This is a genomic window from Arthrobacter sp. BE255 (genome assembly GCF_031457335.1).
Lineage (GTDB): Bacteria > Actinomycetota > Actinomycetes > Actinomycetales > Micrococcaceae > Arthrobacter.
The window spans coordinates 59,597-82,225 of the sequence record NZ_JAVDWK010000005.1 but is presented as its reverse complement, the minus strand read 5'-3'; the positions used below and the strand labels follow the sequence as shown (position 1 = coordinate 82,225).

Sequence of the window (22,629 nt, the reverse complement as noted above, 5' to 3'; positions counted from 1 at the left end):
CGCGACGGCAGCTGCTGCCGCTGGTAGGTTGGCTCCATGCGTGAAACCGTCGATGTGGATGAAGCTGCCAGGCAGCATGTTCTGAGCGTTTTGGGGGCCGACGACGGCATCGCGCGCGCGGATCCTGACTGGCCCGAATTTGTTCGAAGGCTGGACGTTCATTTCCCTGATCTGTGCGGATTGTTCCGTTCCCTGTACGGGTCGCGGGCGGACTGGCAGGACCAGCTGGGTGCCCTGGTCCTGCAGTGTGCCCGCTCCTGGCAGGAACGTCCGGCCGGCCTCAAGGCGCTGGACGCCGAACGTGAGGGCGACAGCAGCTGGTTCCAGTCCAACCGGATGCTCGGCGGTGTCTGCTACGTGGACAGGTACGCCGCCAGCCTCGACGGCGTCCGCGATCGGATCCCGTACTTCAAGGAGCTGGGCTTGACCTACCTGCACCTGATGCCGCTGTTCCTGGCACCCGAACCGTTCTCCGACGGCGGGTACGCCGTCTCCAGCTACCGGGAAGTCAACCCGAAGCTGGGCACCATGGAACAGCTGCGGGCCTTGGCGTCCGAGCTCCGCGAAAACGGCATCTCCCTGGTGGTGGACTTCATCTTCAACCACACCTCCAACGAGCACCACTGGGCCCGCCGGGCAGCTGACGGCGACCCGGAATACAGCGACTACTTCTGGATTTATCCGGACCGGACCATGCCCGACGCCTTCGAGCAGACCGTCCGCGAAATTTTTCCCGACGACCACCCCGGAACATTTGTCCCCCTGCCGGACGGGCGGTGGGTGTGGGCCACGTTCCACACCTACCAATGGGACCTCAACTACGCCAATCCGGCCGTGTTCCGCGCCATGGCCGGCGAAATGCTGTTCCTGGCCAACCAGGGCGTGGACATCCTCCGCATGGACGCCGTCGCCTTCATCTGGAAGCAGCTGGGCACACCGTGCGAGAACCTCCCCGAGGCCCATTTCCTCCTGCGTGCCTTCAACGCCGTGTGCCGGCTCGCGGCCCCGTCGCTGCTGTTCAAGTCCGAGGCGATCGTGCACCCCGACGAGGTGGCGCTCTACATCGATCCGGCCGAGTGCCAGCTCTCGTACAACCCGCTGCAGATGGCGCTGATCTGGGAATCGCTGGCCACCCGCAACGTCTCGCTGTTGTCCCAGGCGCTCGAGAGGCGGCACAACATTCCTGCCGGCACGTCCTGGGTGAACTACGTCCGCAGCCATGACGACATCGGCTGGACGTTCGCGGACGAGGACGCAGCAGAGCTGGGGATCAACGGCTTTGACCACCGCCGGTTCCTCAACGCGTTCTACGTCAACCGGCATCCCGGCAGCTTCGCCCAGGGCGTCCCGTTCCAGGACAACCCCCGAACAGGTGACTGCCGCATCTCCGGGACAACGGCCTCCCTCTGCGGACTGGAGGACGATCCGGACCACGCGGTAGGCAGGATCCTGCTTGCCCACTCGGTGGCGTTCAGCACCGGGGGCATTCCGCTCCTGTACCTCGGCGACGAGGTGGGGCAGCTCAACGACTACCAGTACGCCATGGAGGACGGCCACGAGTCGGACAGCCGCTGGGTGCACCGGCCGCACTATCCGGCGGAGCAGTACGCCCGCCGGCACGATCCAGCCACCCCCGAAGGTGCCATCTTTGCAGGCCTCCGGCGCCTGATCTCCGTGCGCGCCGAGACGCCCGAACTGGCCGGGACACGCCTCATAGATTTCCAGACCAACACCCCGGGAGTCCTGGGCTACCAGCGCCCCGGCTACGGACGCACAGTCCTCGTCCTCGCCAACTTCAGCGACGGACCCCAGCAGCTTCCCCCGGTGACGTTCTCCGGGTTCTCCGCTGCCGCCGTCGAACTTCTCACGGACGCAGCGCTCAGCCTCGCGGACGGAATCACGCTGGCCCCGCACGACTACGTCTGGCTCCGCGTCACCCCCAAGTAAGTAGCGCTAACTGTCGTTGTGAGGCCTCATAACGACAGTTAGCGCTCCCCAGTTGGGAGGGTGGGCGAGGGGCGTGACACCATACGGATCATGGCCCAGAAGATTGCGTACCAGGGTGAGCCCGGCGCCAACTCCAATATTGCGTGCAAGCAGATGTTCCCCGAGCTGGAAAGCGTTCCGTGCGCCAGCTTCGAGGACGTCTTCGAAGTGGTGTCCAGCGGCGAGGCCGACCTGGCCATGATCCCGATCGAAAACTCGATTGCCGGCCGGGTGGCGGATATCCACACCCTCCTGCCGCACTCCGGACTGCAGATCGTGGGTGAATATTTCCTGCCCATCCATTTCGACCTGATGGGGATCCCGGGCAGCACCATCGAGGCCGCCACCGAGGTCCACAGCCACATCCACGCCCTGGGCCAGTGCCGCCGCCTCATCCGCGACGCCGGGCTGCGTCCCGTCATCGCCGGTGACACCGCCGGTTCGGCCCGCGAAGTGCGGGAGTGGAACGACCCCACGAAACTGTCCCTCGCTCCCCCGCTCGCGGCGGACCTGTACGGGCTGGAGGTGCTCGCCTCCCGCGTGGAGGACGACCCGTCCAACACCACCCGGTTTGTGATCCTGGCCCGCGAAAAGGAACTGCCGGCCCGGGAAACACTCCCCGGACCGGCCGTTACCAGCTTTGTGTTCCGCGTCCGGAACGTCCCGTCAGCGCTCTACAAGGCGCTGGGCGGCTTCGCCACCAACGCCGTGAACATGACCCGGCTGGAAAGCTACATGGTGGGCAACGAATTCGCCGCCACCATGTTCATGGCCGACGTCGAAGGCCACCCCGAGGACCTGCCGCTCAAGCTGGCCCTTGAGGAGCTGGGCTTCTTCACCACCGAGGTGCGGATCCTTGGCGTGTACGCGGCTGCGGAGTACCGGGCGGCTCAGGCCGCCGCAGCCGTCTGACGCCGCTTTAGCAGCGGCGCAAAGAACGCGCCGAGCTCCGCCGTCGCCGTCAAGGGCAGGACGTTGGCCACGTACTGGTCCGGACGGACCACCACCACAACGCCGCCGCGGTCCAGGCCGCGCTGTTCGAAGATGTCGGCTTTCGGGTCGGTGCCAAACACCTTCTCAAGGTAGGTGAGCCGGAACGGGCCCACCGTTGGCTTGAACACCGCCGGGACGGCGTTGATGTCGATGTCCGTGTGGGCCTGCTGGTAGATCACCTTCACGTCGAACCAGGCGTCACGGTCGGCGCCCGACGGCGTAGCCGCCAGCGGCGAGTCGGGCGAGTTCGCGATCCACTCGGCGAAGTCCGCGGTTGCCGATGCGGCGCCCGCCTCTTTTGTGCCGGGTGAGGCCGTGTCTGCGAAGACGTAGATGCGCCACCGGCCGTCCGCTGTTGCGTGGTGCCCGAGGTGCATCGGGTTGGTATCGCAGACCCGAACGACGGGTGCGGACTTGAAGCGCTTGCCGACCGGGAAGCCGGTGGCGAGGTCCTGGTGCGTCGGCTCGGCGACCACCATGGAGGGCGCGTACTGGGTCATGAACCCGGCGGGGAACTCGGCGGTGCTGACGTAGAAGTTCTCCAGTTCCGTGGGGTCTTCGAATTCTTCAGGCTTTTTGGCCATCAGGGTGGACCACTCTTTATCGAAGTCGATGAGGTTCTTTGCCACCACCTGGCGCTCGGCCGAGTACGTGGCCAGCAGGCTTTCCGGGCTGCGTCCCTCGAGGACGTGCCCGAGTTTCCAGCCAAGATTAAAGCCGTCCTGCATGGAGACGTTCATGCCCTGGCCGGCCTTGGCACTGTGCGTGTGGCAGGCGTCGCCCGTGATGAACACGCGCGGCGTGCGGGTGCCGCGCTCGTCCGGGAGGACGTCGTCGAACCTGTCCGTGAGGCGGTGGCCTACCTCGTAGACGCTGTGCCACGCGACGTTTCGGACGTCCAGTGTGTACGGGTGCAGGATCGCGTTCGCCTTGGCGATGATCTGCTCGATGGTGGTGTTGCGGACGGCGCCATGGCTGTCCGGGTCAACCTCGCCGAGATCCACGTACATGCGGAAGAGGTGGCCGCCTTCGCGCGGGATCAGCAGGATGCTGCCGCTCTCGGCCTGGATGGCGCACTTGGTGCGGATGTCCGGAAAGTCCGTGACCGCGAGGACATCCATGACGCCCCAGGCGTGGTTGGCCTGGTCGCCGGCCAGATGGCAGCCGATCGACTCGCGGACCTTGCTGCGTGCACCGTCTGCGCCCACCACGTACTTGGCATGGACAACGCGCTCCTGGCCCTCGTTCGGGCCGGCGGTGTGGAGGAGCGTCACGGTGACGGGGTAATCGCCCTCGCCGGTGACCTCGAGGCTGCGGAACTCGTAGCCGTAGTCGGGGGCCATGCGGGTTGGGGAATTCGCCATGAACTCGGCGAAGTAGTCCAGCACGCGGGCCTGGTTGACGATCAGGTGCGGGAACTCGCTGATGCCGGTTTCGTCGTCGACGGCGCGGGCGGCACGGACGATGCGGGAGTGGTCCGCGGGGTCGGGCTTCCAGAACGCCATCTCGGTGATCCTGTACGCCTCTGCGATGATGCGCTCGGCAAAGCCGAAGGCCTGGAAGGTCTCGACGCTGCGGGCCTGGATGCCGTCGGCCTGGCCGATGGCGAGCCTGCCGCCGCGGCGCTCCACGATGCGGGTGGTGACGCCGGGGAACTGGGAGAGCTGCGCAGCGGCGAGCATGCCTGCAGGCCCGGAACCGACAATGAGCACGTCGATTTCGTCGGGAAGCTCAGCGGGCCGGTCGATGCCGACGCCGGCGGCCGACTGGACCCGAGGGTCACCGGAAACGTAGCCGTGGTGGTGGAACTGCACGGGATGTCCTCACTTCGTTGTGTGGCTGGATGTCGCCAAATCAGTGTTCGATAATAGAATTATACGTTCGATAATTGAAAACTTGTTCTGTGATCCAGAACTCTACGCCAGGTTTGAGGCGCGCGACAAGTGGCAGTTCTTCGGCCCGGAAAGGGGTTGACGGATCACGGGGGCAGGGTTCATAGTGATTCGTATACGATTTCGTACTCGATGAGGAGTAACTCTTGGAACAGGTCACCGACCACATCCTGGCCGCGGCCCGCAAGGTCATCGCGGTGCATATCAACTACCCCAGCCGGGCCGCCCAGCGCGGCCGCACGCCGGAACAGCCCTCGTATTTCCTGAAGCCGGCATCCTCGCTGGCCATCGGCTCAGCGGAAGCCCCGTCCGTTGTGGAGCGCCCGGCCGGCTGCGAACTCCTCGGCTACGAAGGCGAAATCGCCCTGATCATCGGCAAACCCGCCCGCCGCGTCGGCCTCGAGGACGCCTGGAGCCACGTTGAATGGGTCACCGCCAGCAACGACCTCGGCGTCTACGACCTCCGCTACGCGGACAAGGGCTCCAACCTCCGGTCCAAGGGTGGCGACGGCTTCACCCCCGTGGGCCCGGGACTGATCGCGGCAGACACCGTGGACCCCGCCGGGCTCCGCGTCCGCACCTGGCACAACGGCGAACTGGTCCAGGACGACACCACCGAGGACCTGCTCTTCCCGTTTGCCCGGCTCGTCGCCGACCTGTCCCAGCTCCTCACCCTCGAAGAAGGGGACATCATCCTGACCGGAACCCCGGCCGGCGCCTCCGTGGCCAAGCCGGGCGACGTCGTCGAGGTTGAAGTCAGCGCTGGCGAGGCCACCACCGGCCGCCTGGCCACCAGGGTGGAGGAAGGCACGACGGCGTTCGCGGACTTTGGTGCCCGGCCCAAGACCGATGACGTGCAGCGGGAGGAGGCGTACGGTTCGCGGGAAGCGGCGGGCCTTTCACCTGACGAAAGCGCCGCCGTCGGGCCTGTGCTGACTGCTGAGCTGAAAGCCAAACTCGAGGGCGTCTGCACCGCCACCCTCTCCTCCCAGCTGCGCAAGCGCGGCCTTAACAACGTCAGCATCGACGGCCTCACGTCCACTCGGCCGGAGAAGCGGATCGTGGGCCTGGCCCGGACCCTGCGTTACGTGCCGAACCGCGAGGACCTCTTCAAAACCCACGGTGGCGGCTTCAACGCCCAGAAACGCGCGATCGATTCAGTGAACGAGGGCGAAATCCTGGTGATGGAGGCCCGCGGGGAAAAGGGCACCGGCACCATCGGCGACATCCTGGCCCTCCGCGCCCAGGTCCGGGGAGCGGCCGCGATCATCACCGACGGCGGCGTCCGCGACTTCTCCGCCGTCGCGGCCATGGACATGCCCACGTACTACGCCAACCCGCACCCCGCCGTCCTGGGCCGCCGCCACATCCCGTGGGACACCGACATCACCATCGCCTGCGGCGGCACCACCGTCCAGCCCGGGGACATCATCGTCGCCGATTCCGACGGCATCCTGGTGATCCCGCCGGCGCTGGCCGAGGAGCTCGCCGACGACTCGATCGTCCAGGAGCGCGAGGAAACCTTCATCGCCGAAATGGTGGAGCAGGGCCACAGCGTGGACGGGCTGTACCCCATGAACAAGGAATGGCAGGCACGCTTCCAGGAGTGGCAGAGCCGGCAAGGAGCCAAAGGTGACTGAGACCGCCGTCGAAAGTAAGTCCCAGCAGGCGTATGCCGCCGTCAAAGCCAGGATCGTGGAGGGCACCTACACCCCCGGATACCGGCTGGTCCTGGCCGGCCTGGCCAAGGACCTCGGCTTCAGCGTGGTCCCGGTCCGCGAAGCCATCCGCCGGCTTGAAGCCGAGGGCCTGGTGAAGTTCGAACGGAACGTCGGCGCCACGGTGTCCGGGATCGACCCCACCGAATACCTCTACACGATGCAGACCCTGAGCATCGTGGAGGGGGCCGCCACCGCCCTGTCCGCTCCGCTGATCGGGGCAGCGGACATCGCCCGGGCACGCGCTGTGAATGAGGACATGCGCGAATGCCTCCAGCACTTTGACCCGATCCGCTTCACCCGGCTCAACCAGGACTTCCACAGCATCCTGTTCGAGCACTGCCCCAACCCGCACATCCTGGACCTCGTCCACCGGGGCTGGAACAGGCTCGCATCGCTGCGGTCCTCCACCTTCCGCTTTGTTCCCGGCCGCGCCCACGACTCGGTGGATGAACACGAGGCGCTGCTGAAGCTCATTGAAACCGGCGCCGACGCCGACACCATCGAAAAAGCAGCCAGGCTCCACCGCTCGGCAACCCTGGACGCCTACCTCGCCCAGGCCAACCCCCTCCCGCAAAGCAACGCGGGGTCACTCAACGCCCGATAAACGGCCCCCATTGGGCCAGAAGTGACCCCGCGTTGCACTTTCAGTAAGGAAACAACAATGACGTTCACTGCAGCTGACACCGCCACGCATTATGTGCCGCAGGACCTGCCCACCCACATCCAGCACTACATCAACGGCCGGTTCGTTGACTCCGTGGGCGGGAAGACCTTCGATGTCCTGGATCCGGTCTCCAACACCAACTACGCCACCGCCGCGGCCGGCCAGAAAGAAGACATCGACCTCGCCGTCGCCGCCGCCCGCGAAGCCTTCACCAACGGCCCGTGGCCGAAAATGAAGCCACGCGACCGCGCCCGCATCCTGAACAAGATCGCCGACGCCGTCGAAGCCCAGGAAGAGCGCCTGGCTGAACTGGAAACGTTCGACACCGGCCTGCCGATCACCCAGGCCAAGGGCCAGGCCCTGCGCGCGGCCGAGAACTTCCGCTTCTTCGCGGACCTGATCGTCGCCCAGTTCGACGACGCCATGAAGGTCCCCGGCGCCCAGATCAACTACGTCAACCGCAAGCCAATCGGCGTCGCGGGCCTCATCACGCCGTGGAACACCCCGTTCATGCTCGAGTCCTGGAAGCTCGCCCCGGCACTTGCGACCGGCAACACCGTGGTCCTCAAACCGGCCGAGTTCACGCCGCTCTCGGCCTCCCTGTGGGCGCAGATCTTCAAGGACGCGGGCCTGCCTGACGGCGTGTTCAACCTGGTCAACGGCCTGGGCGAGGAAGCAGGCGACGCACTGGTCAAGCACCCGGACGTCCCGCTGATCTCCTTCACCGGCGAAACCACCACCGGCCAGACGATCTTCCGCAACGCCGCGGCCAACCTCAAGGGCCTGTCGATGGAGCTCGGCGGGAAGTCGCCGTGCGTGGTGTTTGCCGACGCCGACCTGGACGCCGCGATCGACTCCGCCCTGTTCGGGGTCTTCTCCCTCAACGGCGAACGCTGCACCGCCGGCTCCCGCATCCTGGTGGAACGCGCCATCTACGACGAATTCTGCGAAAAGTACGCCGCCCGGGCCAAGAACATCGTGGTCGGGGACCCGCATGACCCCAAGACCCAGGTGGGCGCCCTGGTCCACCCGGAGCACTACGAAAAGGTGGCCTCCTACGTGGAAATCGGCAAATCCGAAGGCCGGCTCCTCGCCGGCGGCGGACGGCCTGAGCACCTCCCGGAAGGCAACTACATCGCACCCACCGTATTCGCCGACGTCGCCCCTGACGCCCGGATCTTCCAGGAGGAAATCTTCGGCCCCGTCGTCGCCATCACCCCTTTCGAGAACGACGACGAGGCCCTCGCCCTGGCGAACAACACCAAATACGGACTGGCCGCCTACATCTGGACCCAGAACCTGACCCGCGCGCACAACTTCTCGCAAAACGTCGAAGCCGGCATGGTGTGGCTCAACAGCCACAACGTCCGCGACCTGCGCACCCCGTTCGGCGGGGTCAAAGCCTCGGGCCTCGGCCACGAGGGCGGCTACCGCTCCATCGACTTCTACACAGACCAGCAGGCCGTCCACATCAGCCTCGGTTCCGTCCACACCCCCAAATTCGGCGCCTAAGCCAACCAGAACCCCTTTCAAAGAAGAGAGAATCCGATGACAAACTTCGTCCCCACCCCCACCGTCCCGGCACCTGACATCGTCCGCTGCGCCTACATGGAAATCGTGGTCACCGACCTCGCCAAGTCCCGCGCTTTCTACGTGGACCTCCTGGGCCTGCACGTCACCGAGGAAGACGAGAACAACATCTACCTGCGCTCCCTCGAAGAGTTCATCCACCACAACCTGGTGCTCCGCAAGGGTCCCATCGCCGCCGTCGCCGCCTTCGCCTACCGGGTGAAGTCCCCCGCCGAAGTTGACGCCGCCGAAGCCTACTACCGCGAGTTGGGCTGCCGGGTTGAACGCCGGAAGGAAGGCTTCACCAAGGGCATCGGCGACTCCGTCCGGGTCGAGGACCCGCTGGGCTTCCCGTACGAGTTCTTCTACGACGTGGAGCACGTGGAGCGCCTCACCCAGCGCTACGACCTCTACTCCGCCGGCGAACTGGTCCGTCTGGACCACTTCAACCAGGTCACCCCCGACGTCCCGCGCGGCCGCAAGTACCTGGAGGACCTCGGCTTCCGCGTCTCCGAGGACATCCAGGATTCCGACGGCGTCACGTACGCCGCGTGGATGCACCGCAAGCAGACCGTCCACGACACCGCCCTCACCGGCGGCAACGGCCCGCGCATGCACCACGTCGCGTTCGCCACGCACGAGAAGCACAACATCATCCAGATCTGCGACAAGATGGGCGCCCTGCGCATCAGCGACCGGATCGAACGCGGCCCCGGCCGGCACGGCGTCTCCAACGCCTTCTACCTCTACATCCTGGACCCGGACGGCCACCGCATCGAGATCTACACCCAGGACTACTACACCGGCGACCCCGACAACCCCGTCATCACCTGGGACGTCCACGACAACCAGCGCCGCGACTGGTGGGGCAACCCCGTGGTCCCGTCCTGGTACACCGAAGCCTCCCTGGTCCTGGACCTGGACGGCAACCCGCAGCCCGTCGTCGTCCGCGAAGAGAAGAGCGAAATGGCAGTCACCGTAGGCGCCGACGGCTTCTCCTACACCCGCAAGGAAGGTGCTGACGGCGCGGTCGAGGGCTTCAAACTCGGGGCGCAGGTCTAGCCATGCTGGACGTGAAGACGATCGAGGCCATCGCCGACGAGCTGGTCGAGGCCGGGCGTTCCCGGACTCCGGTGCCGCGGCTCACCACCCGCTACCCGGAGATGACGGTGGAGGATTCCTACGCCGTGCAAAGGCTCTGGCGTGCCCGGAACGAGGAGGCCGGCCGGACGCTCGTGGGGCGGAAGATCGGCCTCACGTCCAGGGCCATGCAGGCCGCCACCGGCATCACTGAACCGGACTACGGTGCCATCTTTGATGACATGGTCCTCGAAACCGGCTGTTCGGTGCAATGGGACAAATACACCCACCCCCGGGTGGAGGTGGAACTCGCGTTTGTCCTCAAGGACGCGCTCAAGGGCCCGGGCTGCACCATCTTCGACGTCCTGAACGCCACAGACTACGTGGTTCCGGCCCTCGAAATCCTGGACTCCAGGATTGAAATGGAGGGCCGGACCATCGTGGACACCATCGCGGACAACGCCGCCATGGGCGCCATGGTGATCGGCGGCAACCCGGTCAAACCCGACGCCGTGGACCTCCGCTGGGTCTCCGCCATCCTGTACAAAAACCAGACAGTGGAGGAAACCGGCGTCGCCGCGGGAGTCCTGGACCATCCCGCCAACGGCGTGCACTGGCTGGCCAACAAGATCGCCGCCCACGGCGACGGCATGAAAGCCGGCGACATCATCCTCGCCGGCTCCTTCACCCGCCCAATGTGGGTGTACAAAGGCGATACAGTCCACGCCGACTACGGACCATTGGGGAGCATCACATGCCGCTTCGAGTAGAACCGGACGCCACCTTCCGCGACGCCCTCCGCGATCAAAACGGCAAAGCAGGCCGCCCCCTGGCCGGGATGTGGGTGTGCTCCGGCAGCCCGCTCATCGCCGAACTCTGCGCCGGAGCCGGCCTGGACTGGCTCCTGGTGGACGCCGAGCACAGCCCCAACGGGCTCGAATCCATCCTCGCCCAGCTGCAGGCCATCCACGGCTACCCGGTGCAGGTGATGGTCCGGCCGCCGGTCAACGACACCGTGGTGATCAAGCAGTACCTTGACCTCGGGGTGCAGAACCTGCTCATCCCCATGGTCAATTCGGTTGCCGACGCCCAGGCCGCCGTCGCCGCCACCCGCTACCCCCCGCACGGCGTCCGCGGCGTCGGGTCCGCCTTAGCCCGGGCCGCCCGGTGGAACCGGATCCCGGACTACCTCGCCCGGGCGTCCGAGACCGTCAGCGTGACCGTCCAGATCGAATCCGCCGCGGCCGTCGATGCCGTGGAGGACATCCTCGCCGTGGAGGGCGTGGACGCCATCTTCCTCGGCCCGTCCGACCTCGCCGCCTCCATGGGCGTGCTGGGGCAGCAGGAACACCCCGAAGTGCGCGCCGCCGTCGAACACTGCCTCGCAGCCGCCAAAGCCGCCGGGACGCCGGCCGGGGTCAACGCCTTCAACCCCGCCACGGCCCGCAGCTACATGGCCTCCGGCGCCTCGTTTGTCCTGGTGGGCGCCGACGTCGCCATCCTCGCCCGCGGCTCCGAAGCCCTCGCGGCGGAGTTCATCGTGCCCTCCGGCGACGCCCCCGCCAGCTACTGACCCGCCACCGACTAAAGGACTCCCCCGATGACACTTTCTGCGATCTCCCCTGCCATTTCGCCGGAGCGGGAAGCCGCCCTCCTCGCGTCTGTCCCCACTGGCCTGCTGATCGGCGGCCAATGGGTGGAGGCCTCCGACGGCGGCACGTTTGACGTGCATGATCCCGCCACCGGGGAGGTTCTCGCCACGCTCGCCTCCGCCACCAGCGACGACGCGGTCGCCGCCCTCGACGCCGCAGACGCAGCCCAGGCCTCCTGGGCACGCACCGCACCCCGCGTGCGGGCCGAGATCCTGCGCCGCGCCTTCGACCTGGTGACCGAACGGGCCGAAGACTTCGCGCTGCTGATGACCCTGGAAATGGGCAAGCCCCTGGCCGAAGCCCGCGGCGAGGTCACCTACGGCGCCGAATTCCTGCGCTGGTTCTCCGAGGAGACTGTCCGGGATTACGGCCGCTACCTCACCACCCCCGAGGGCAAAAACAAGATCCTGGTCCAGCACAAACCGGTCGGGCCCTGCCTGCTGATCACGCCCTGGAATTTCCCGCTGGCGATGGCCACCCGGAAGGTCGCACCGGCCGTCGCAGCCGGCTGCACCATGGTCCTCAAGCCCGCCAAGCTCACGCCCCTGACCGCCCAGTACTTCGCGCAGACCATGCTCGACGCCGGCCTGCCCGCCGGAGTGCTCAACGTGGTCTCCTCGTCCAGCGCCTCCGGGATCTCCGGGCCGCTGCTCGCCGACCCTCGGCTGCGGAAGGTCTCCTTCACCGGCTCCACCCCGGTGGGTAAACGCCTCATGGCAGACGCCGCGCAGAACGTGCTGCGCACCTCCATGGAACTCGGCGGGAACGCCCCGTTCATCGTCTTCGAGGACGCCGACCTCGACAAGGCCGTCGAAGGCGCCATGGCCGCGAAAATGCGGAACATGGGCGAAGCCTGCACCGCCGCCAACCGCTTCCTCGTCCAGGAATCCGTCGCCGCAGAATTCACCGCCAAGTTCGCCGCCGCCATGGGCGCCCTGGCCACCGGCCGCGGCACCGAACCCGGCACCCGGGTCGGCCCGCTCATCGATGCCGGAGCCCGCGACGACGTGCACGCGCTGGTCAGTGCCGCCGTCGACGCCGGAGCAACCGCCGTCACCGGAGGCACACCCGTGGACGGCCCCGGCTACTTCTACCCGCCCACCGTCCTGGCCAACGTCCCGAACGATGCCGCCATCCTTGGCCAGGAGATCTTCGGCCCCGTCGCCCCCATCACCACGTTCAGCACCGAGGAGAACGCCATCCGGCTGGCCAACGCCAGCGAATACGGCCTGGCGTCCTACCTGTACAGCCGGGACTTCAACCGGCTGCTGCGGGTGGCCGAACAGATCGAATTCGGCATGGTCGGCTTCAACGCCGGCGTCATCTCCAACGCCGCAGCACCCTTCGGCGGTGTCAAACAATCCGGCCTCGGCCGCGAAGGCGGCTCCGAAGGCATCGCCGAATACACCACCACCCAGTACATCGGCATCGCGGACCCGTACAACAGCTAGCCCATCGCCGGGGCCGCCGCCGTCCGGGAGCTGAACTGGCGGCGGGCCCAGCGGGCGAGCTTCTTGCCCTTGCCCTTCCACCAGTTGTCCTCGTCGGTGTCGTGGTGGAGCCGGAAAATGATCGCCACCATCACGAACATGGACATCACCACGTCCATCCAGGACCAGGTGACAGCGCCGACCAGGACGCTCAACCCCGTGGACACAATCGACGGGATGGCCAGTGTCCGGAAGACGGTGGAAGCCACATACCGGCGGTGCGACCTCGGTACGGACAGAACGCGGACCATGTCGAAACAGACGCAGACCACCACCACCACCTGACCGATAGCCAGCAGGATCTGCCCCGGTACTGAACCGGCGAACATGATGAATGATGAACCAAACACTCGAATGCACCCCCAAAGGCTTGAAACCTGCGCTGTGAGACTCAGCTGCAGGTTCCATTCAAGCCAGTGGCGCCCAGCCAGTCACGAGTAGTGTGTACTCGAATTGCTGCCGGGGTTCGACAAACTACTCGCCCAAAGCGCGGGGCCGCCAGACCACCACGGCCTGCGACCGCGCCCGGGGGCGCTGTCCGCGGGCAAGGCTCACCACGTCGCCGGCAGCGCCGGCAGCAAAGATCCGCGAGTCCAGGGGATCACGACGGCGGCCCAATTCCTCGGTCAGTTCGGTCACCCTGCGCTGCAGCGCGGCAACCTGGTTCTCGAGTTCGAGGATCCGCTTGATCCCCTCGAGCGAGACGCCTTCGTGCGACAGCCGCTGGACTTCGCGCAGCATGTTGACGTCCCGCTGGGAGTAGCGGCGGGACTTGCCGGGGGCCCGGCTCGGCGAAACGATGCCCAGCCGGTCGTACTGCCGGAGGGTCTGCGGGTGCATGTCCGCCAGTTCGGCCGCCACCGAGATCACAAAGATCGGCTGGTCAGCGCTGATGTCCACGGTCTGCTCCGTTGCTTAGAGCCGGGCCTTGGCGGCCAGGCCTTCGCGGACATCGGCGTCGGCCGTTGCCTCGGCAAAGGCCTTCACGGCAGCTTCCGCTTCCTTGTTCAGGTTCTTCGGAACCGCGACGTCGATGGTCACCAGGAGATCGCCGGTGACCTTGGAGGTCTTCACACCGTGACCTTTGACCCGGAGTGTGCGCCCGGACGGCGTGCCGGCAGGTACGCGGACCTTGACCGTCTCGCCGTCGATGGTGGGCACCTGGATGTCGGCGCCCAAAGCAGCTTCGGGGAAGGTGACCGGTACGTGGATGCGGAGGTTGTCGCCGTCGCGCGTGTAAAAGTCATGGGCCTTGACCGTGACGGCCACCATGAGGTCGCCGTTGCCTGCCGGTCCGGGCTGGCCCTTCCCGCGGACGCGCACCTTCTGGCCGTCCTTGATGCCGGCGGGAACTCGGACGTCGATGACGTCGCCGCTGGGTTCGCGCAGGCCGATAGTGGTGCCGCGGATGGACCCGGCGAAGGAAATGCTAGTGGTTGCCGTGCGGTCCGCGCCCTTGGCCGGCGGGCGCTGGAAGCCCGGCTGGCCGCCGAACCCTCCGCCGCCGCCGAACAGGTCAGCGAACTCAGGCGGAATGCCGCCGGACGTGCTGAACCCGCCTGCGTGCCGCCCCGCGTTTCCGGTGAAGAGGCCACCGAACATGTCCTCGAAGCCGCCATTCCCGCCGCCGGCACCGCCGGGGGCGAAGCGCGCCCCGCCGCCCATGGCCCGGATGGCATCGTACTGCTGGCGTTCGTCCGGATCGGAAAGCACGGAGTAGGCCTCGGAGATGTCCTTGAACTTCTTCTCCGACGCAGCGTCCCCCGAGTTGGTGTCCGGGTGGTGCTGGCGGGCAAGTTTCCGGTACGCCTTCTTAATGTCGGCGTCGGAAGCGTCCTTGGCGATACCAAGGATCGCGTAAAAGTCCTTGTCCACCCAATCCTGGCTAGCCAATGGCGTTTCCTTTCAAGTCTCTAACTAACGGCTCTCCGCGGTACAGGGGCCCCCGCCCCTACGCTGGGTGGCTGAGGATCTGCGATCCCCAGCCACCCAGCTCCGGCAGGCCCGATGCCACTCCCGGGGCCCCTGTACCGCTGCGAGCTTTGTGGTTACCTCACCTTAGGCGAGATGACCGCTGGCGCGGAGGCCGGATATGGGGCGGCGGTGTGGAGGGCACCGCGAAGCGGGCACCGCCCCATATCCGGCGTAGCGCCTGGTGACCCCGAACTAAGCCGGGACCGCCACAATTACTTGGGCTGCGCGGAGGACGCGTTCGCCTGACTTGTAGCCTGAGCGGAGCACCTGGCTGACGGTGTCAACTTCGATGTCCTCGCCGGGCTGTTGGATGAGGGCCTCGTGGATCGTGGGATCGAACTCCACGCCGGTCTCATCGATGCGGACCAGTCCGTACGTCTTCAGCGCGTTTTCCAGCTTGGTGGCGATCGCGGCGAACGGGCCGTCGGTCAGGTCACCGTGCTGGCGGGCAGCGTCGACGTCGTCCAGTACCGGAAGCAGCGAGTTCAGGACGCCGATGACGGCCATCTCCCCTGCCACGGCACGGTCACGTTCAACGCGCTTGCGGTAGTTGACGTATTCAGCCTGGAGGCGGAGCAGGTCGTTCTTCAGCTCGGCAGCCTCGGCATGTCCTGCGCCCTGGGCCACGGATTCCTCGGCCGGCACCTCGATGCCGTTGAGGATTTCCTCGGCCTGGGCCAGTGCGTCACCGTCGGTGTCGGCCGGCTCGGCGGCCGGTGTATCAGCCTTGGCAGCCGATTCGCCTTCCGGGTGCCGTGCCTGCCCGGTCACCGGGTCAACCTTGCGGTTGTCCCGGATGACCGGCTCCTGGTGGCCGCTGCCGTTGCGGCCCCCGTCGCGCTCGTGGTCAGATGAAGAGTTGTGCTCTTCCTCGTTACCGTGGTGCGGCATGGCTACTTCTTCGCTTCGTCTTCGTCGATGATCTCGGCGTCGACGATGTCCTCGTCGGCAGCCTTGTCACCGGCAGGCGCTGCGCCTTCGGCACCTGCAGCACCGGTGGCGCCGTCCGGTGAACCGGCCTGGGCGTAGATGGCTTCGCCGAGCTTGGACTGGGAAGCCTGCAGCTTCTCGTACGCGGTCTTCACGGCTGCGTCGTCGGTGCCTTCGAGGGCCTTCTTGAGAGCGTCGACGTCGGCCTGGACCTCGGTCTTGACCTCTTCAGGCAGCTTGTCGGCGTTGTCGGCGATCAGCTTGTCCACGGAGTAGGCGAGCTGCTCGGCCGTGTTGCGGGTGTCGGTTGCCTCGCGGCGTGCCTTGTCCTCGGCTGCGTGCTCCTCGGCGTCCTTGACCATGCGGTCGATGTCTTCCTTGGAGAGGCTGGAGCCGCCCGTGATGGTCATGGACTGTTCCTTGCCGGTGCCCTTGTCCTTCGCGGAGACGTGGACGATGCCGTTGGCGTCGATGTCGAACGTGACCTCAACCTGCGGGACGCCGCGCGGAGCCGGGGCGATGCCGGTCAGCTCGAACGTGCCCAGCGGCTTGTTGTCGCGGGTGAACTCGCGCTCGCCCTGGAAGACCTGGATGGCCACGGACGGCTGGTTGTCGTCGGCGGTGGTGAACGTCTCGGACCGCTTGGTGGGGATGGCGGTGTTGCGCTCGATCAGGTGCGTCATGACGCCACCCTTGGTTTCGATGCCGAGGGACAGCGGGGTGACGTCGATCAGGAGGACGTCCTTGCGCTCACCCTTCAGCACGCCGGCCTGGAGGGCTGCGCCAACGGCCACAACCTCATCCGGGTTGACGCCCTTATTCGGCTCCTTGCCGCCGGCGAGTTCCTTGACCAGGTCGTAGACGGCGGGCATGCGGGTGGAGCCACCGACGAGCACGATGTGGTTGATGTCGGAGAGCTTGATGCCCGCTTCCTTGATGACATCGTGGAACGGCTTCTTGGTGCGTTCGAGCAGGTCCTTGGTGAGGTCCTGGAACTTGGCGCGGGTCAGCTGCTCGTCCAGGTGCACCGGGCCGTCGGGGGTGACGGACAGGTACTGGAGGGAGACGTTGGTGCTGGTGGAGGAGGAGAGTTCCTTCTTGGCCTGCTCTGCAGCTTCGCGGAGGCGCTGGAGGGCGATCTTGTCCTTGGAGAGGTCGATGCCCTTGACCTTGAGCTGGTTCAGCAGGTAGTCCACAACGCGCTGGTCCCAGTCGTCGCCACCCAGGCGGTTGTCGCCAGCGGTGGAGCGGACCTGGATGGTGGAGAAGTTGTCTTCATCCTTGCCAACTTCGAGCAGGGAGACGTCGAACGTACCGCCGCCGAGGTCGAAGACGAGGATGAGTTCGTCTTCCTTGCCCTTGTCCAGGCCGTAGGCGAGTGCTGCGGCGGTGGGCTCGTTGACGATGCGCAGGACGTTCAGGCCCGCGATCTCGCCGGCTTCCTTGGTGGCCTGGCGTTCGGCGTCGTTGAAGTACGCGGGAACGGTGACCACTGCGTCGGTGACCTTTTCACCCAGGTAGGCCTCGGCGTCGTTCTTCAGCTTCATGAGGATACGGGCGGAGATTTCCTGCGGGGTGTACTTCTTGTCGTCAATGGCGACGTTCCAGTCAGTGCCCATGTGGCGCTTGACGGAGGCGATGGTGCGGTCAATGTTGTTGACGGCCTGGCGCTTGGCGATCTCGCCGACCAGGACTTCGCCGGACTTGGAGAATGCAACGACCGACGGCGTGGTGCGGCCACCCTCGGCGTTGGCAATAACGGTGGGCTCGCCACCTTCGAGAACGGAGACGACGGAGTTGGTGGTTCCGAGGTCGATACCTACTGCACGTGACATGTGTTGCTTCCTTCTTTCCTTGGAAACTTGCTGGCGCCCACTCATTGAGCGTTCTGCACTCAACTTTACCCGGGGCGGGAAAGATGTCAATCCAAAGTTGAGTCAAGTCCGCTCAACTTTGGATTTTCGGCCGCGCCGAAACCTCAGGGCTCCGCGGATTCCCGGGGGTTTCGCCTGGTCAGCCAGGGCGTCCGGGCGCGTTTCGCTGTGCGTGAACGGGCGTTGGGACCGGCTGGAAGCCGGGGTGGGAGCCGCCTTACGAGTTCCGGTCCTCGTCCACTTCAACCTCGCGGGCAGTTCCGGACGCGCCCGCGTCGCCGTAATCGCCGTCGGGGTATTCCCCGTCCGCGGGCTGATCAGCGGCAGCCTCCACACTGCCCGCGTCGCCGTAGTCGCCTTCGGTGTACTGCCCGCCCTCGCCTTCCAGACCGGGGGCTGAGCTGTCCCTGCGCGGCTGCCCGTCGGCTGGGGATTCACGGTGTTCGGTCATGGCGGCATCTCTCCCTTGAGGTTCCGCGTCCGTTCGGGCGCATTTGGAGTCTACTCAGCGCGCTGCCGGCAAAACAGGGGCAGCTGCCCGCGCCGTCGGCGTCACGGCGGGCATGCTTTTACGGCTGCAACGAGGTCTCCGGCGCGTAAATCCGGGGACACACGCAGCGGCCCCGTCCCAATGGGTGCTCAGCGTGACGCCTGTCAGCCTTTGAGCCCCACCAGCCCCGCGAGGACGTCGAGGTGGTGCTCAAAGAGTTCGTCGGGTGCGCTGAACGTGTCCGCTCCGTACTGCCCAAAGACCTCGAAGCTGACCGCGCCAAAGAGGGACGTCCACGCCAGGGCACCGTTCGCCAGCAGCGGGTCCGGCATGGCGAGCCCGAGCCCGTCGCGGATGGCTTCCAGGTCCACGGACAGGGCGGAAGGTACGACGGCGGAACGCGCCGAAGCCGTCAGCCCACCAGCGCGGAAGGCGGCGTCGAGAATCCCGACCAGGCTGTAGATCACGCGTGTGCCGGGCGCCGTGGTGCGCCCCGCGGGCGCCTGGTAGCCAGGCACCGGACTTCCGAACAGCAGCCCGTAGCGGGCCGGCTCACGCAGCGCCCATTGCCGGACCGCCCTGCCGAGCGCCCTGAACCGCCCGGCGTGGTCCCCCGGAGGCAGCGCGTTCACTGCCATATCGACGGCGTCGCCGAGTTCGTCGTACGCGTCCACTACCAGGAGCGTGAGGAGTTCGTCGCGGTTGGCTACGTAGCGGTAGACAGCCGAGGAGACCACACCCAGGTCCCTGGCGACGGCCCGGAGGGACAACGCCGCCGCGCCGTGCGTGGCCAGGTGGTCCCTGCCGAGCCGGATGATGTCGGCGACGGTCTGGGCCCGGGCCCGTTCGCGCGGCGTCCGGCGGGCGGTTTCCGCTTCGGCGGCAGCGTCACTCATGGCTCCAGCATCGCATAAAGCAGAGCACTGTCAACAATTGAGAGCACCGCTCTTGACATGTCGCCGACCCGGGCGCACGCTTAACGGAGAGCAGTGCTCTCTAGCGCAAATCCTTGAGGAGAATCATGAACGATGTCTACGTTGTTACCGGAGCCGGCCCCGTGGGCTGGACGGTCGCAGAGCAGCTCGCGGAGCAGGGAAAGAAGGTCCGGATCCTCACCAGGTCCGGCAATGGCCCCGAGCACCCCCTGGTAGAGCGCGTGAAGGCGGACGCACAGGACGCTGCCCAGCTGCGGGATGCCTTCTCGGGCGCCGCCGCCGTCTTTCACTGCATCCACGGATCTTCCTACACTGCGGACGCATGGCAGGCCGAGCTGCCCGCGGCCGAGCAAAAGGTGCTGGCCGCGGCTGGCGAGGCGGGCGCCGTCGTCGTTTTTCCCGAAAGCCTCTACTCGTACAGCGAGCCCGGGCGCCCCATGACCGAGGCTGGACCGCGCACGGCGCAGGGAGGCAAGCGGGGCGTGCGGACCACGCTGCTGGAGGCCAGGGACGCCTCACCGACGGACACCGTCAGCCTGGTGGCGGGCGACTTTTTCGGACCTCGGGTCAGGACCTCCCACGCCGGCGAGCGCGTGGTCCCCGCGGTGCTGGCCGGCAAGAAAGTGTGGGTCATCGGGAGCGCCGACCAGCCGCATTCGTTTACCTATGTACCGGACCTCGCCGCGGCGATGATCCATGCCGCACAGACGCCGTCGCTGTGGAACAGGGTGTGGCACGCCCCCACGGGTCCGGCAGTCACGCAGCGGCAGCTGGCCACAGCCTTCACCGAGGCCGGCGGAGTGGCCGCCCCGAAACTGGCAGGCATACCGGGCTGGGCGCTCCGTGCCATCGGCGTGTTCTCGAAAGACTTCCGCGAACTGGCCGAAATGCTCTACCAGTTCGCTGAGCCTTTCGTGATGGACTCGGCCGCGAGCCAAGCAGCCCTCGGCCTGCGCCCCACACCCCTTCCGGAGGCGGCTGCAGCCACGGTGGCCTGGTGGCGCACGCAGGGCTAGCGGCGGCCGGCGCCCTCCGGCTCAGACTCCAAGGCGCCGGCGTCCTGCACGACGGCCGCGTCCAACTCCGGGCGCCCCAGCTTCGACGGCCACCAGATGCGCGGGCCGATGTCGTACGCCAGCGCCGGAACCAGCAGCGAGCGCACCACCACCGTGTCCAGCAGCACGCCGAAGGCCACAATGAACGCCAGCTGCACCAGGAACATGATCGGAATGACCCCGAGTGCAGCGAACGTCGCCGCAAGCACCACGCCGGCCGAGGTGATGACGCCGCCGGTCACGCCGAGGCCGCGGAGGATGCCCGGCCGGGTCCCGTGCTTGAGGGATTCCTCGCGCACCCGGCTCATCAGGAAGATGTTGTAGTCCACGCCCAGGGCCACCAGGAAGACGAACCCAAAGAGCGGAACGGTGGCGTCGGCACCCGGGAATCCGAAGACGTTGTTGAATACCAGGGCTGAGACGCCCATGGCCGCTGCGTACGACAGGACCACCGAGAGCACCAGCAGGACCGGCGCCACCACGGAGCGAAGCAGCAGCATCAGGATGAACAGGATGACCACCAGCACGATGGGGATGATGATCACCAGGTCGCGCTGGGCCGTGGTGTTGGTGTCCAGGGCCGTGGCCGTCACGCCGCCCACCAGCGCTCCGGCGTCGACCGTTGTTACGTCCTCACGCAGGACTTTCACGGCATCCTCCGCCTCTATGGAATCGGCGGCGAAGTTGAGCGTGGCATTAATCAGCACCTTGCCTTCGCGGACGTCCGGTGCGCTGGGGCTTCCGGGGGCGCCGGTGATGGGCACACTGCCTGCGGCCAGGAGGTAGGCGTCCCCGACGCCGTCGGCCGCCTTGACCTTGGCCAGCACCTCGTCAGCCCTGCTTTGGTCCGCAACCACGACGGCGGGGCTGCCGCTGCCGGCGTCGAAGTGGCGCGCCAGCGCGTCCTGGCCGTCCACCGCGTTGGACGCGGCGAGGATGACGTCGGTCTGCGGCACACCGTTGGCCTTCAGCTGCAGCACGCCGGCCGAAGCCACCAGCAGCAGGAGGACCGATGCGACCCAGACGGTCCGCGGGCGGCGCGACACCAGTGAGCCCGTGGCCCGCCAGATGCCCTTCTGCCCTTCGAGGCCGGTGACCAGCTCGGGCCCGCGCTCTCCCGCCGGAACGAGCTTGGGGCGGAACGGCCAGAACGCGGCCCGGCCCAGGAGCGCCATCAGGGCAGGCAGCAGGGTCAGGGCGGCGAAGAGCGAGCAGAGGATGCCGGCTGCAGCCACCGGGCCGAGGGCCTTATTGGAATTGAGGTCGGAGAAGAGCAGGCACAACAGGGCGATGATGACAGTGGCGCCCGAGGCCAGGATTGGTTCGAACGAGGCCTTCCACGCCGTCAGGACGGCGGCTGTCCGGTTGGTGGTGTGGGTCAGCGCCTCGCGGAACCGTGCCACGTAGAGCAGGGCGTAATCCGTGGCCGCGCCGATCACCAGGATGGACAGGATGCCCTGGCTTTGGCCGTTGAGCTGGATCCAGCCGAGCTTGGCCATGCCAAACACCAGCAGGATGGCCGCGCACAGTGCGAAGACCGAGGTCAGCAGGACGGCGATGGGCAGGAGCAGTGACCGGTAGACGATCAGGAGGATGACAAACACTGCGCCCAGGGCCACCAGCAGCAGGATGCCGTCGATGCCCGCGAAGGCGCTGACCAAGTCAGCCGTCAGTCCGGCGGGTCCCGTCACGAAGGTCCGCATGCCTTCGGGCGCGGCCTCCGCGAGGAAGGTCCGCAGTTCCTGGACTGACTCCTTGGTTTCCCCGGACTGCCCGATCGGGGCGATGAACTGCACGGCTTTGCCGTCTTCGGAGGGGATGGGGCCGATCACGGCGCTGCCCAGTTCCAGCCCCTCAAGGCCGGTCTTAAGGGATGCCAGCTCACCAAGTTCGGCCGGACTGATGGCGGCTCCGCTCTCGATCACGATGACTGCCGGGATCTCGTCTGAATCGCGGAACTTCGCCTGCCAGTCCTGCGCGGCGGTGGCCTCGGCGCCGGCGGGAAGGAAGGAGGCCTGGTCGTTGGAGGAGACCTCATCGAGCCGGCCGAAGGTTGGCCCGCCCACCCCGGCGATGGCCAGCCACGTGAGCACCAGCAGTACGGGAATGAGCCAGCGCAGCCAGAACGGCACCCTCGCGCTGTGTTGGGGACTGGATTTCATGATTCCTTCTGGGCTCGGGAACGGAAGCGGTACAATTGATTCCATCATAGAGTATCTCCATGATGGAGATAAGTAGTCCGGGCGTAGTTTTCACCGGCCGGCTCCGCTCACCGGCTGCGCTGCAGTAATATCCGTCAGGGCACCAGGCAATCGAGCGGAGGA

At 66.7% G+C, this 22,629-nt stretch carries 19 protein-coding genes; 10 read left to right on the top strand and 9 right to left on the bottom strand.

Annotation, left to right across the window (positions count from 1 at the left end):
- Window positions 1-36 precede the first annotated feature (36 nt).
- Complete coding sequence (locus tag J2X42_RS10760; RefSeq protein WP_310164946.1) at window positions 37-1,947, top strand: alpha-amylase family glycosyl hydrolase; 1,911 nt, start codon at window positions 37-39, stop codon at window positions 1,945-1,947.
- A 90-nt stretch (window positions 1,948-2,037) separates the two neighbouring features.
- On the top strand, window positions 2,038-2,898 hold the full coding sequence (locus J2X42_RS10755) for a prephenate dehydratase (RefSeq protein ID WP_310164944.1): 861 nt from the start codon (window positions 2,038-2,040) through the stop codon (window positions 2,896-2,898).
- Here the strand turns inward: J2X42_RS10755 and J2X42_RS10750 are convergent.
- Window positions 2,877-4,793, bottom strand: a complete 1,917-nt coding sequence (locus tag J2X42_RS10750; protein ID WP_310164942.1) for an FAD-binding monooxygenase — start codon at window positions 4,791-4,793, stop codon at window positions 2,877-2,879. The two genes, J2X42_RS10755 and J2X42_RS10750, sit on opposite strands and share 22 nt — an antisense overlap.
- Window positions 4,794-5,017: 224 nt before the next feature.
- Here J2X42_RS10750 and J2X42_RS10745 point away from each other — a divergent pair, with 224 nt between their 5' ends.
- The 7 genes from J2X42_RS10745 to J2X42_RS10715 are packed head-to-tail and all read left to right on the top strand — an operon-like array spanning window position 5,018 to window position 13,008.
- On the top strand, window positions 5,018-6,511 hold the full coding sequence (locus tag J2X42_RS10745; RefSeq protein WP_310164940.1) for a fumarylacetoacetate hydrolase family protein: 1,494 nt from the start codon (window positions 5,018-5,020) through the stop codon (window positions 6,509-6,511).
- Window positions 6,504-7,196, top strand: a complete 693-nt coding sequence (locus J2X42_RS10740; protein ID WP_310164938.1) for a GntR family transcriptional regulator — start codon at window positions 6,504-6,506, stop codon at window positions 7,194-7,196. The genes J2X42_RS10745 and J2X42_RS10740 overlap by 8 nt, the downstream gene beginning before the upstream one ends.
- Window positions 7,197-7,253: 57 nt before the next feature.
- Entirely contained in the window at window positions 7,254-8,768 is a 1,515-nt protein-coding gene (gene hpaE, locus J2X42_RS10735; protein WP_310164936.1) for a 5-carboxymethyl-2-hydroxymuconate semialdehyde dehydrogenase, read from the top strand.
- Between the two features lie 36 nt (window positions 8,769-8,804).
- Window positions 8,805-9,887 (top strand): 3,4-dihydroxyphenylacetate 2,3-dioxygenase, encoded by a 1,083-nt coding sequence (gene hpaD, locus J2X42_RS10730; protein ID WP_310164934.1) that lies wholly within the window; start codon window positions 8,805-8,807, stop codon window positions 9,885-9,887.
- A 2-nt stretch (window positions 9,888-9,889) separates the two neighbouring features.
- Window positions 9,890-10,675, top strand: coding sequence for a 2-oxo-hept-4-ene-1,7-dioate hydratase (gene hpaH, locus J2X42_RS10725; protein WP_310164932.1), 786 nt, complete (start codon window positions 9,890-9,892; stop codon window positions 10,673-10,675).
- Window positions 10,660-11,478: an HpcH/HpaI aldolase/citrate lyase family protein gene (locus J2X42_RS10720; protein ID WP_310164930.1), complete on the top strand. Its 819-nt coding sequence runs from the start codon at window positions 10,660-10,662 to the stop codon at window positions 11,476-11,478. Before hpaH ends, J2X42_RS10720 begins: the two co-directional genes overlap by 16 nt.
- Window positions 11,479-11,505: 27 nt before the next feature.
- Window positions 11,506-13,008: an NAD-dependent succinate-semialdehyde dehydrogenase gene (locus J2X42_RS10715; protein WP_310164928.1), complete on the top strand. Its 1,503-nt coding sequence runs from the start codon at window positions 11,506-11,508 to the stop codon at window positions 13,006-13,008.
- Here J2X42_RS10715 and J2X42_RS10710 read toward each other — a convergent pair.
- The 7 genes from J2X42_RS10710 to J2X42_RS10680 form a co-directional block, all read right to left on the bottom strand.
- A complete protein-coding gene (locus tag J2X42_RS10710; protein WP_310165382.1) occupies window positions 13,005-13,376 on the bottom strand; it encodes a hypothetical protein in 372 nt (123 codons plus the stop codon). The genes J2X42_RS10715 and J2X42_RS10710 overlap by 4 nt on opposite strands.
- 145 nt (window positions 13,377-13,521) lie before the next feature.
- Window positions 13,522-13,947, bottom strand: a complete 426-nt coding sequence (locus tag J2X42_RS10705) for a heat shock protein transcriptional repressor HspR (RefSeq protein ID WP_310164926.1) — start codon at window positions 13,945-13,947, stop codon at window positions 13,522-13,524.
- Window positions 13,948-13,962: 15 nt separating this feature from the next.
- Window positions 13,963-14,940 carry a DnaJ C-terminal domain-containing protein gene (locus J2X42_RS10700; RefSeq protein ID WP_310164924.1) on the bottom strand — a complete coding sequence of 326 codons (978 nt, stop codon included), beginning with the start codon at window positions 14,938-14,940 and terminating at the stop codon, window positions 13,963-13,965.
- 273 nt (window positions 14,941-15,213) lie between these two features.
- Window positions 15,214-15,912: a nucleotide exchange factor GrpE gene (locus J2X42_RS10695; protein ID WP_310164922.1), complete on the bottom strand. Its 699-nt coding sequence runs from the start codon at window positions 15,910-15,912 to the stop codon at window positions 15,214-15,216.
- A 2-nt stretch (window positions 15,913-15,914) separates the two neighbouring features.
- Window positions 15,915-17,786 carry a molecular chaperone DnaK gene (dnaK, locus tag J2X42_RS10690; protein ID WP_131134561.1) on the bottom strand — a complete coding sequence of 624 codons (1,872 nt, stop codon included), beginning with the start codon at window positions 17,784-17,786 and terminating at the stop codon, window positions 15,915-15,917.
- A gap of 256 nt (window positions 17,787-18,042) precedes the next feature.
- Window positions 18,043-18,276: a hypothetical protein gene (locus tag J2X42_RS10685; RefSeq protein WP_310164919.1), complete on the bottom strand. Its 234-nt coding sequence runs from the start codon at window positions 18,274-18,276 to the stop codon at window positions 18,043-18,045.
- 203 nt (window positions 18,277-18,479) lie between these two features.
- Window positions 18,480-19,211 carry a WHG domain-containing protein gene (locus tag J2X42_RS10680; protein WP_310164918.1) on the bottom strand — a complete coding sequence of 244 codons (732 nt, stop codon included), beginning with the start codon at window positions 19,209-19,211 and terminating at the stop codon, window positions 18,480-18,482.
- A gap of 125 nt (window positions 19,212-19,336) precedes the next feature.
- On the opposite strand from J2X42_RS10680, the gene J2X42_RS10675 reads away from it, so the two are divergent.
- Window positions 19,337-20,266: an NAD-dependent epimerase/dehydratase family protein gene (locus J2X42_RS10675; protein WP_310164917.1), complete on the top strand. Its 930-nt coding sequence runs from the start codon at window positions 19,337-19,339 to the stop codon at window positions 20,264-20,266.
- On the opposite strand, the gene J2X42_RS10670 is transcribed toward J2X42_RS10675, so the two are convergent.
- Complete coding sequence (locus tag J2X42_RS10670) at window positions 20,263-22,467, bottom strand: MMPL family transporter (protein ID WP_310164915.1); 2,205 nt, start codon at window positions 22,465-22,467, stop codon at window positions 20,263-20,265. The two genes, J2X42_RS10675 and J2X42_RS10670, sit on opposite strands and share 4 nt — an antisense overlap.
- Between the last annotated feature and the right edge of the window lie 162 nt (window positions 22,468-22,629).

Excerpts from the sequence above, each read along its gene's own strand:
- J2X42_RS10760 (WP_310164946.1), top strand. The coding sequence starts at position 37 with ATGCGTGAAACCGTCGATGTGGATGAAGCTGCCAGGCAGCATGTTCTG.
- J2X42_RS10755 (WP_310164944.1), top strand. The coding sequence starts at position 2,038 with ATGGCCCAGAAGATTGCGTACCAGGGTGAGCCCGGCGCCAACTCCAAT.
- hpaE (WP_310164936.1), top strand. The coding sequence starts at position 7,254 with ATGACGTTCACTGCAGCTGACACCGCCACGCATTATGTGCCGCAGGAC.
- hpaD (WP_310164934.1), top strand. The coding sequence starts at position 8,805 with ATGACAAACTTCGTCCCCACCCCCACCGTCCCGGCACCTGACATCGTC.
- hpaH (WP_310164932.1), top strand. The coding sequence starts at position 9,890 with ATGCTGGACGTGAAGACGATCGAGGCCATCGCCGACGAGCTGGTCGAG.
- J2X42_RS10720 (WP_310164930.1), top strand. The coding sequence starts at position 10,660 with ATGCCGCTTCGAGTAGAACCGGACGCCACCTTCCGCGACGCCCTCCGC.
- J2X42_RS10715 (WP_310164928.1), top strand. The coding sequence starts at position 11,506 with ATGACACTTTCTGCGATCTCCCCTGCCATTTCGCCGGAGCGGGAAGCC.
- J2X42_RS10710 (WP_310165382.1), bottom strand. The coding sequence starts at position 13,376 with ATGTTCGCCGGTTCAGTACCGGGGCAGATCCTGCTGGCTATCGGTCAG.
- J2X42_RS10695 (WP_310164922.1), bottom strand. The coding sequence starts at position 15,912 with ATGCCGCACCACGGTAACGAGGAAGAGCACAACTCTTCATCTGACCAC.
- dnaK (WP_131134561.1), bottom strand. The coding sequence starts at position 17,786 with ATGTCACGTGCAGTAGGTATCGACCTCGGAACCACCAACTCCGTCGTC.
- J2X42_RS10685 (WP_310164919.1), bottom strand. The coding sequence starts at position 18,276 with ATGACCGAACACCGTGAATCCCCAGCCGACGGGCAGCCGCGCAGGGAC.
- J2X42_RS10680 (WP_310164918.1), bottom strand. The coding sequence starts at position 19,211 with ATGAGTGACGCTGCCGCCGAAGCGGAAACCGCCCGCCGGACGCCGCGC.
- J2X42_RS10675 (WP_310164917.1), top strand. The coding sequence starts at position 19,337 with ATGAACGATGTCTACGTTGTTACCGGAGCCGGCCCCGTGGGCTGGACG.
- J2X42_RS10670 (WP_310164915.1), bottom strand. The coding sequence starts at position 22,467 with ATGAAATCCAGTCCCCAACACAGCGCGAGGGTGCCGTTCTGGCTGCGC.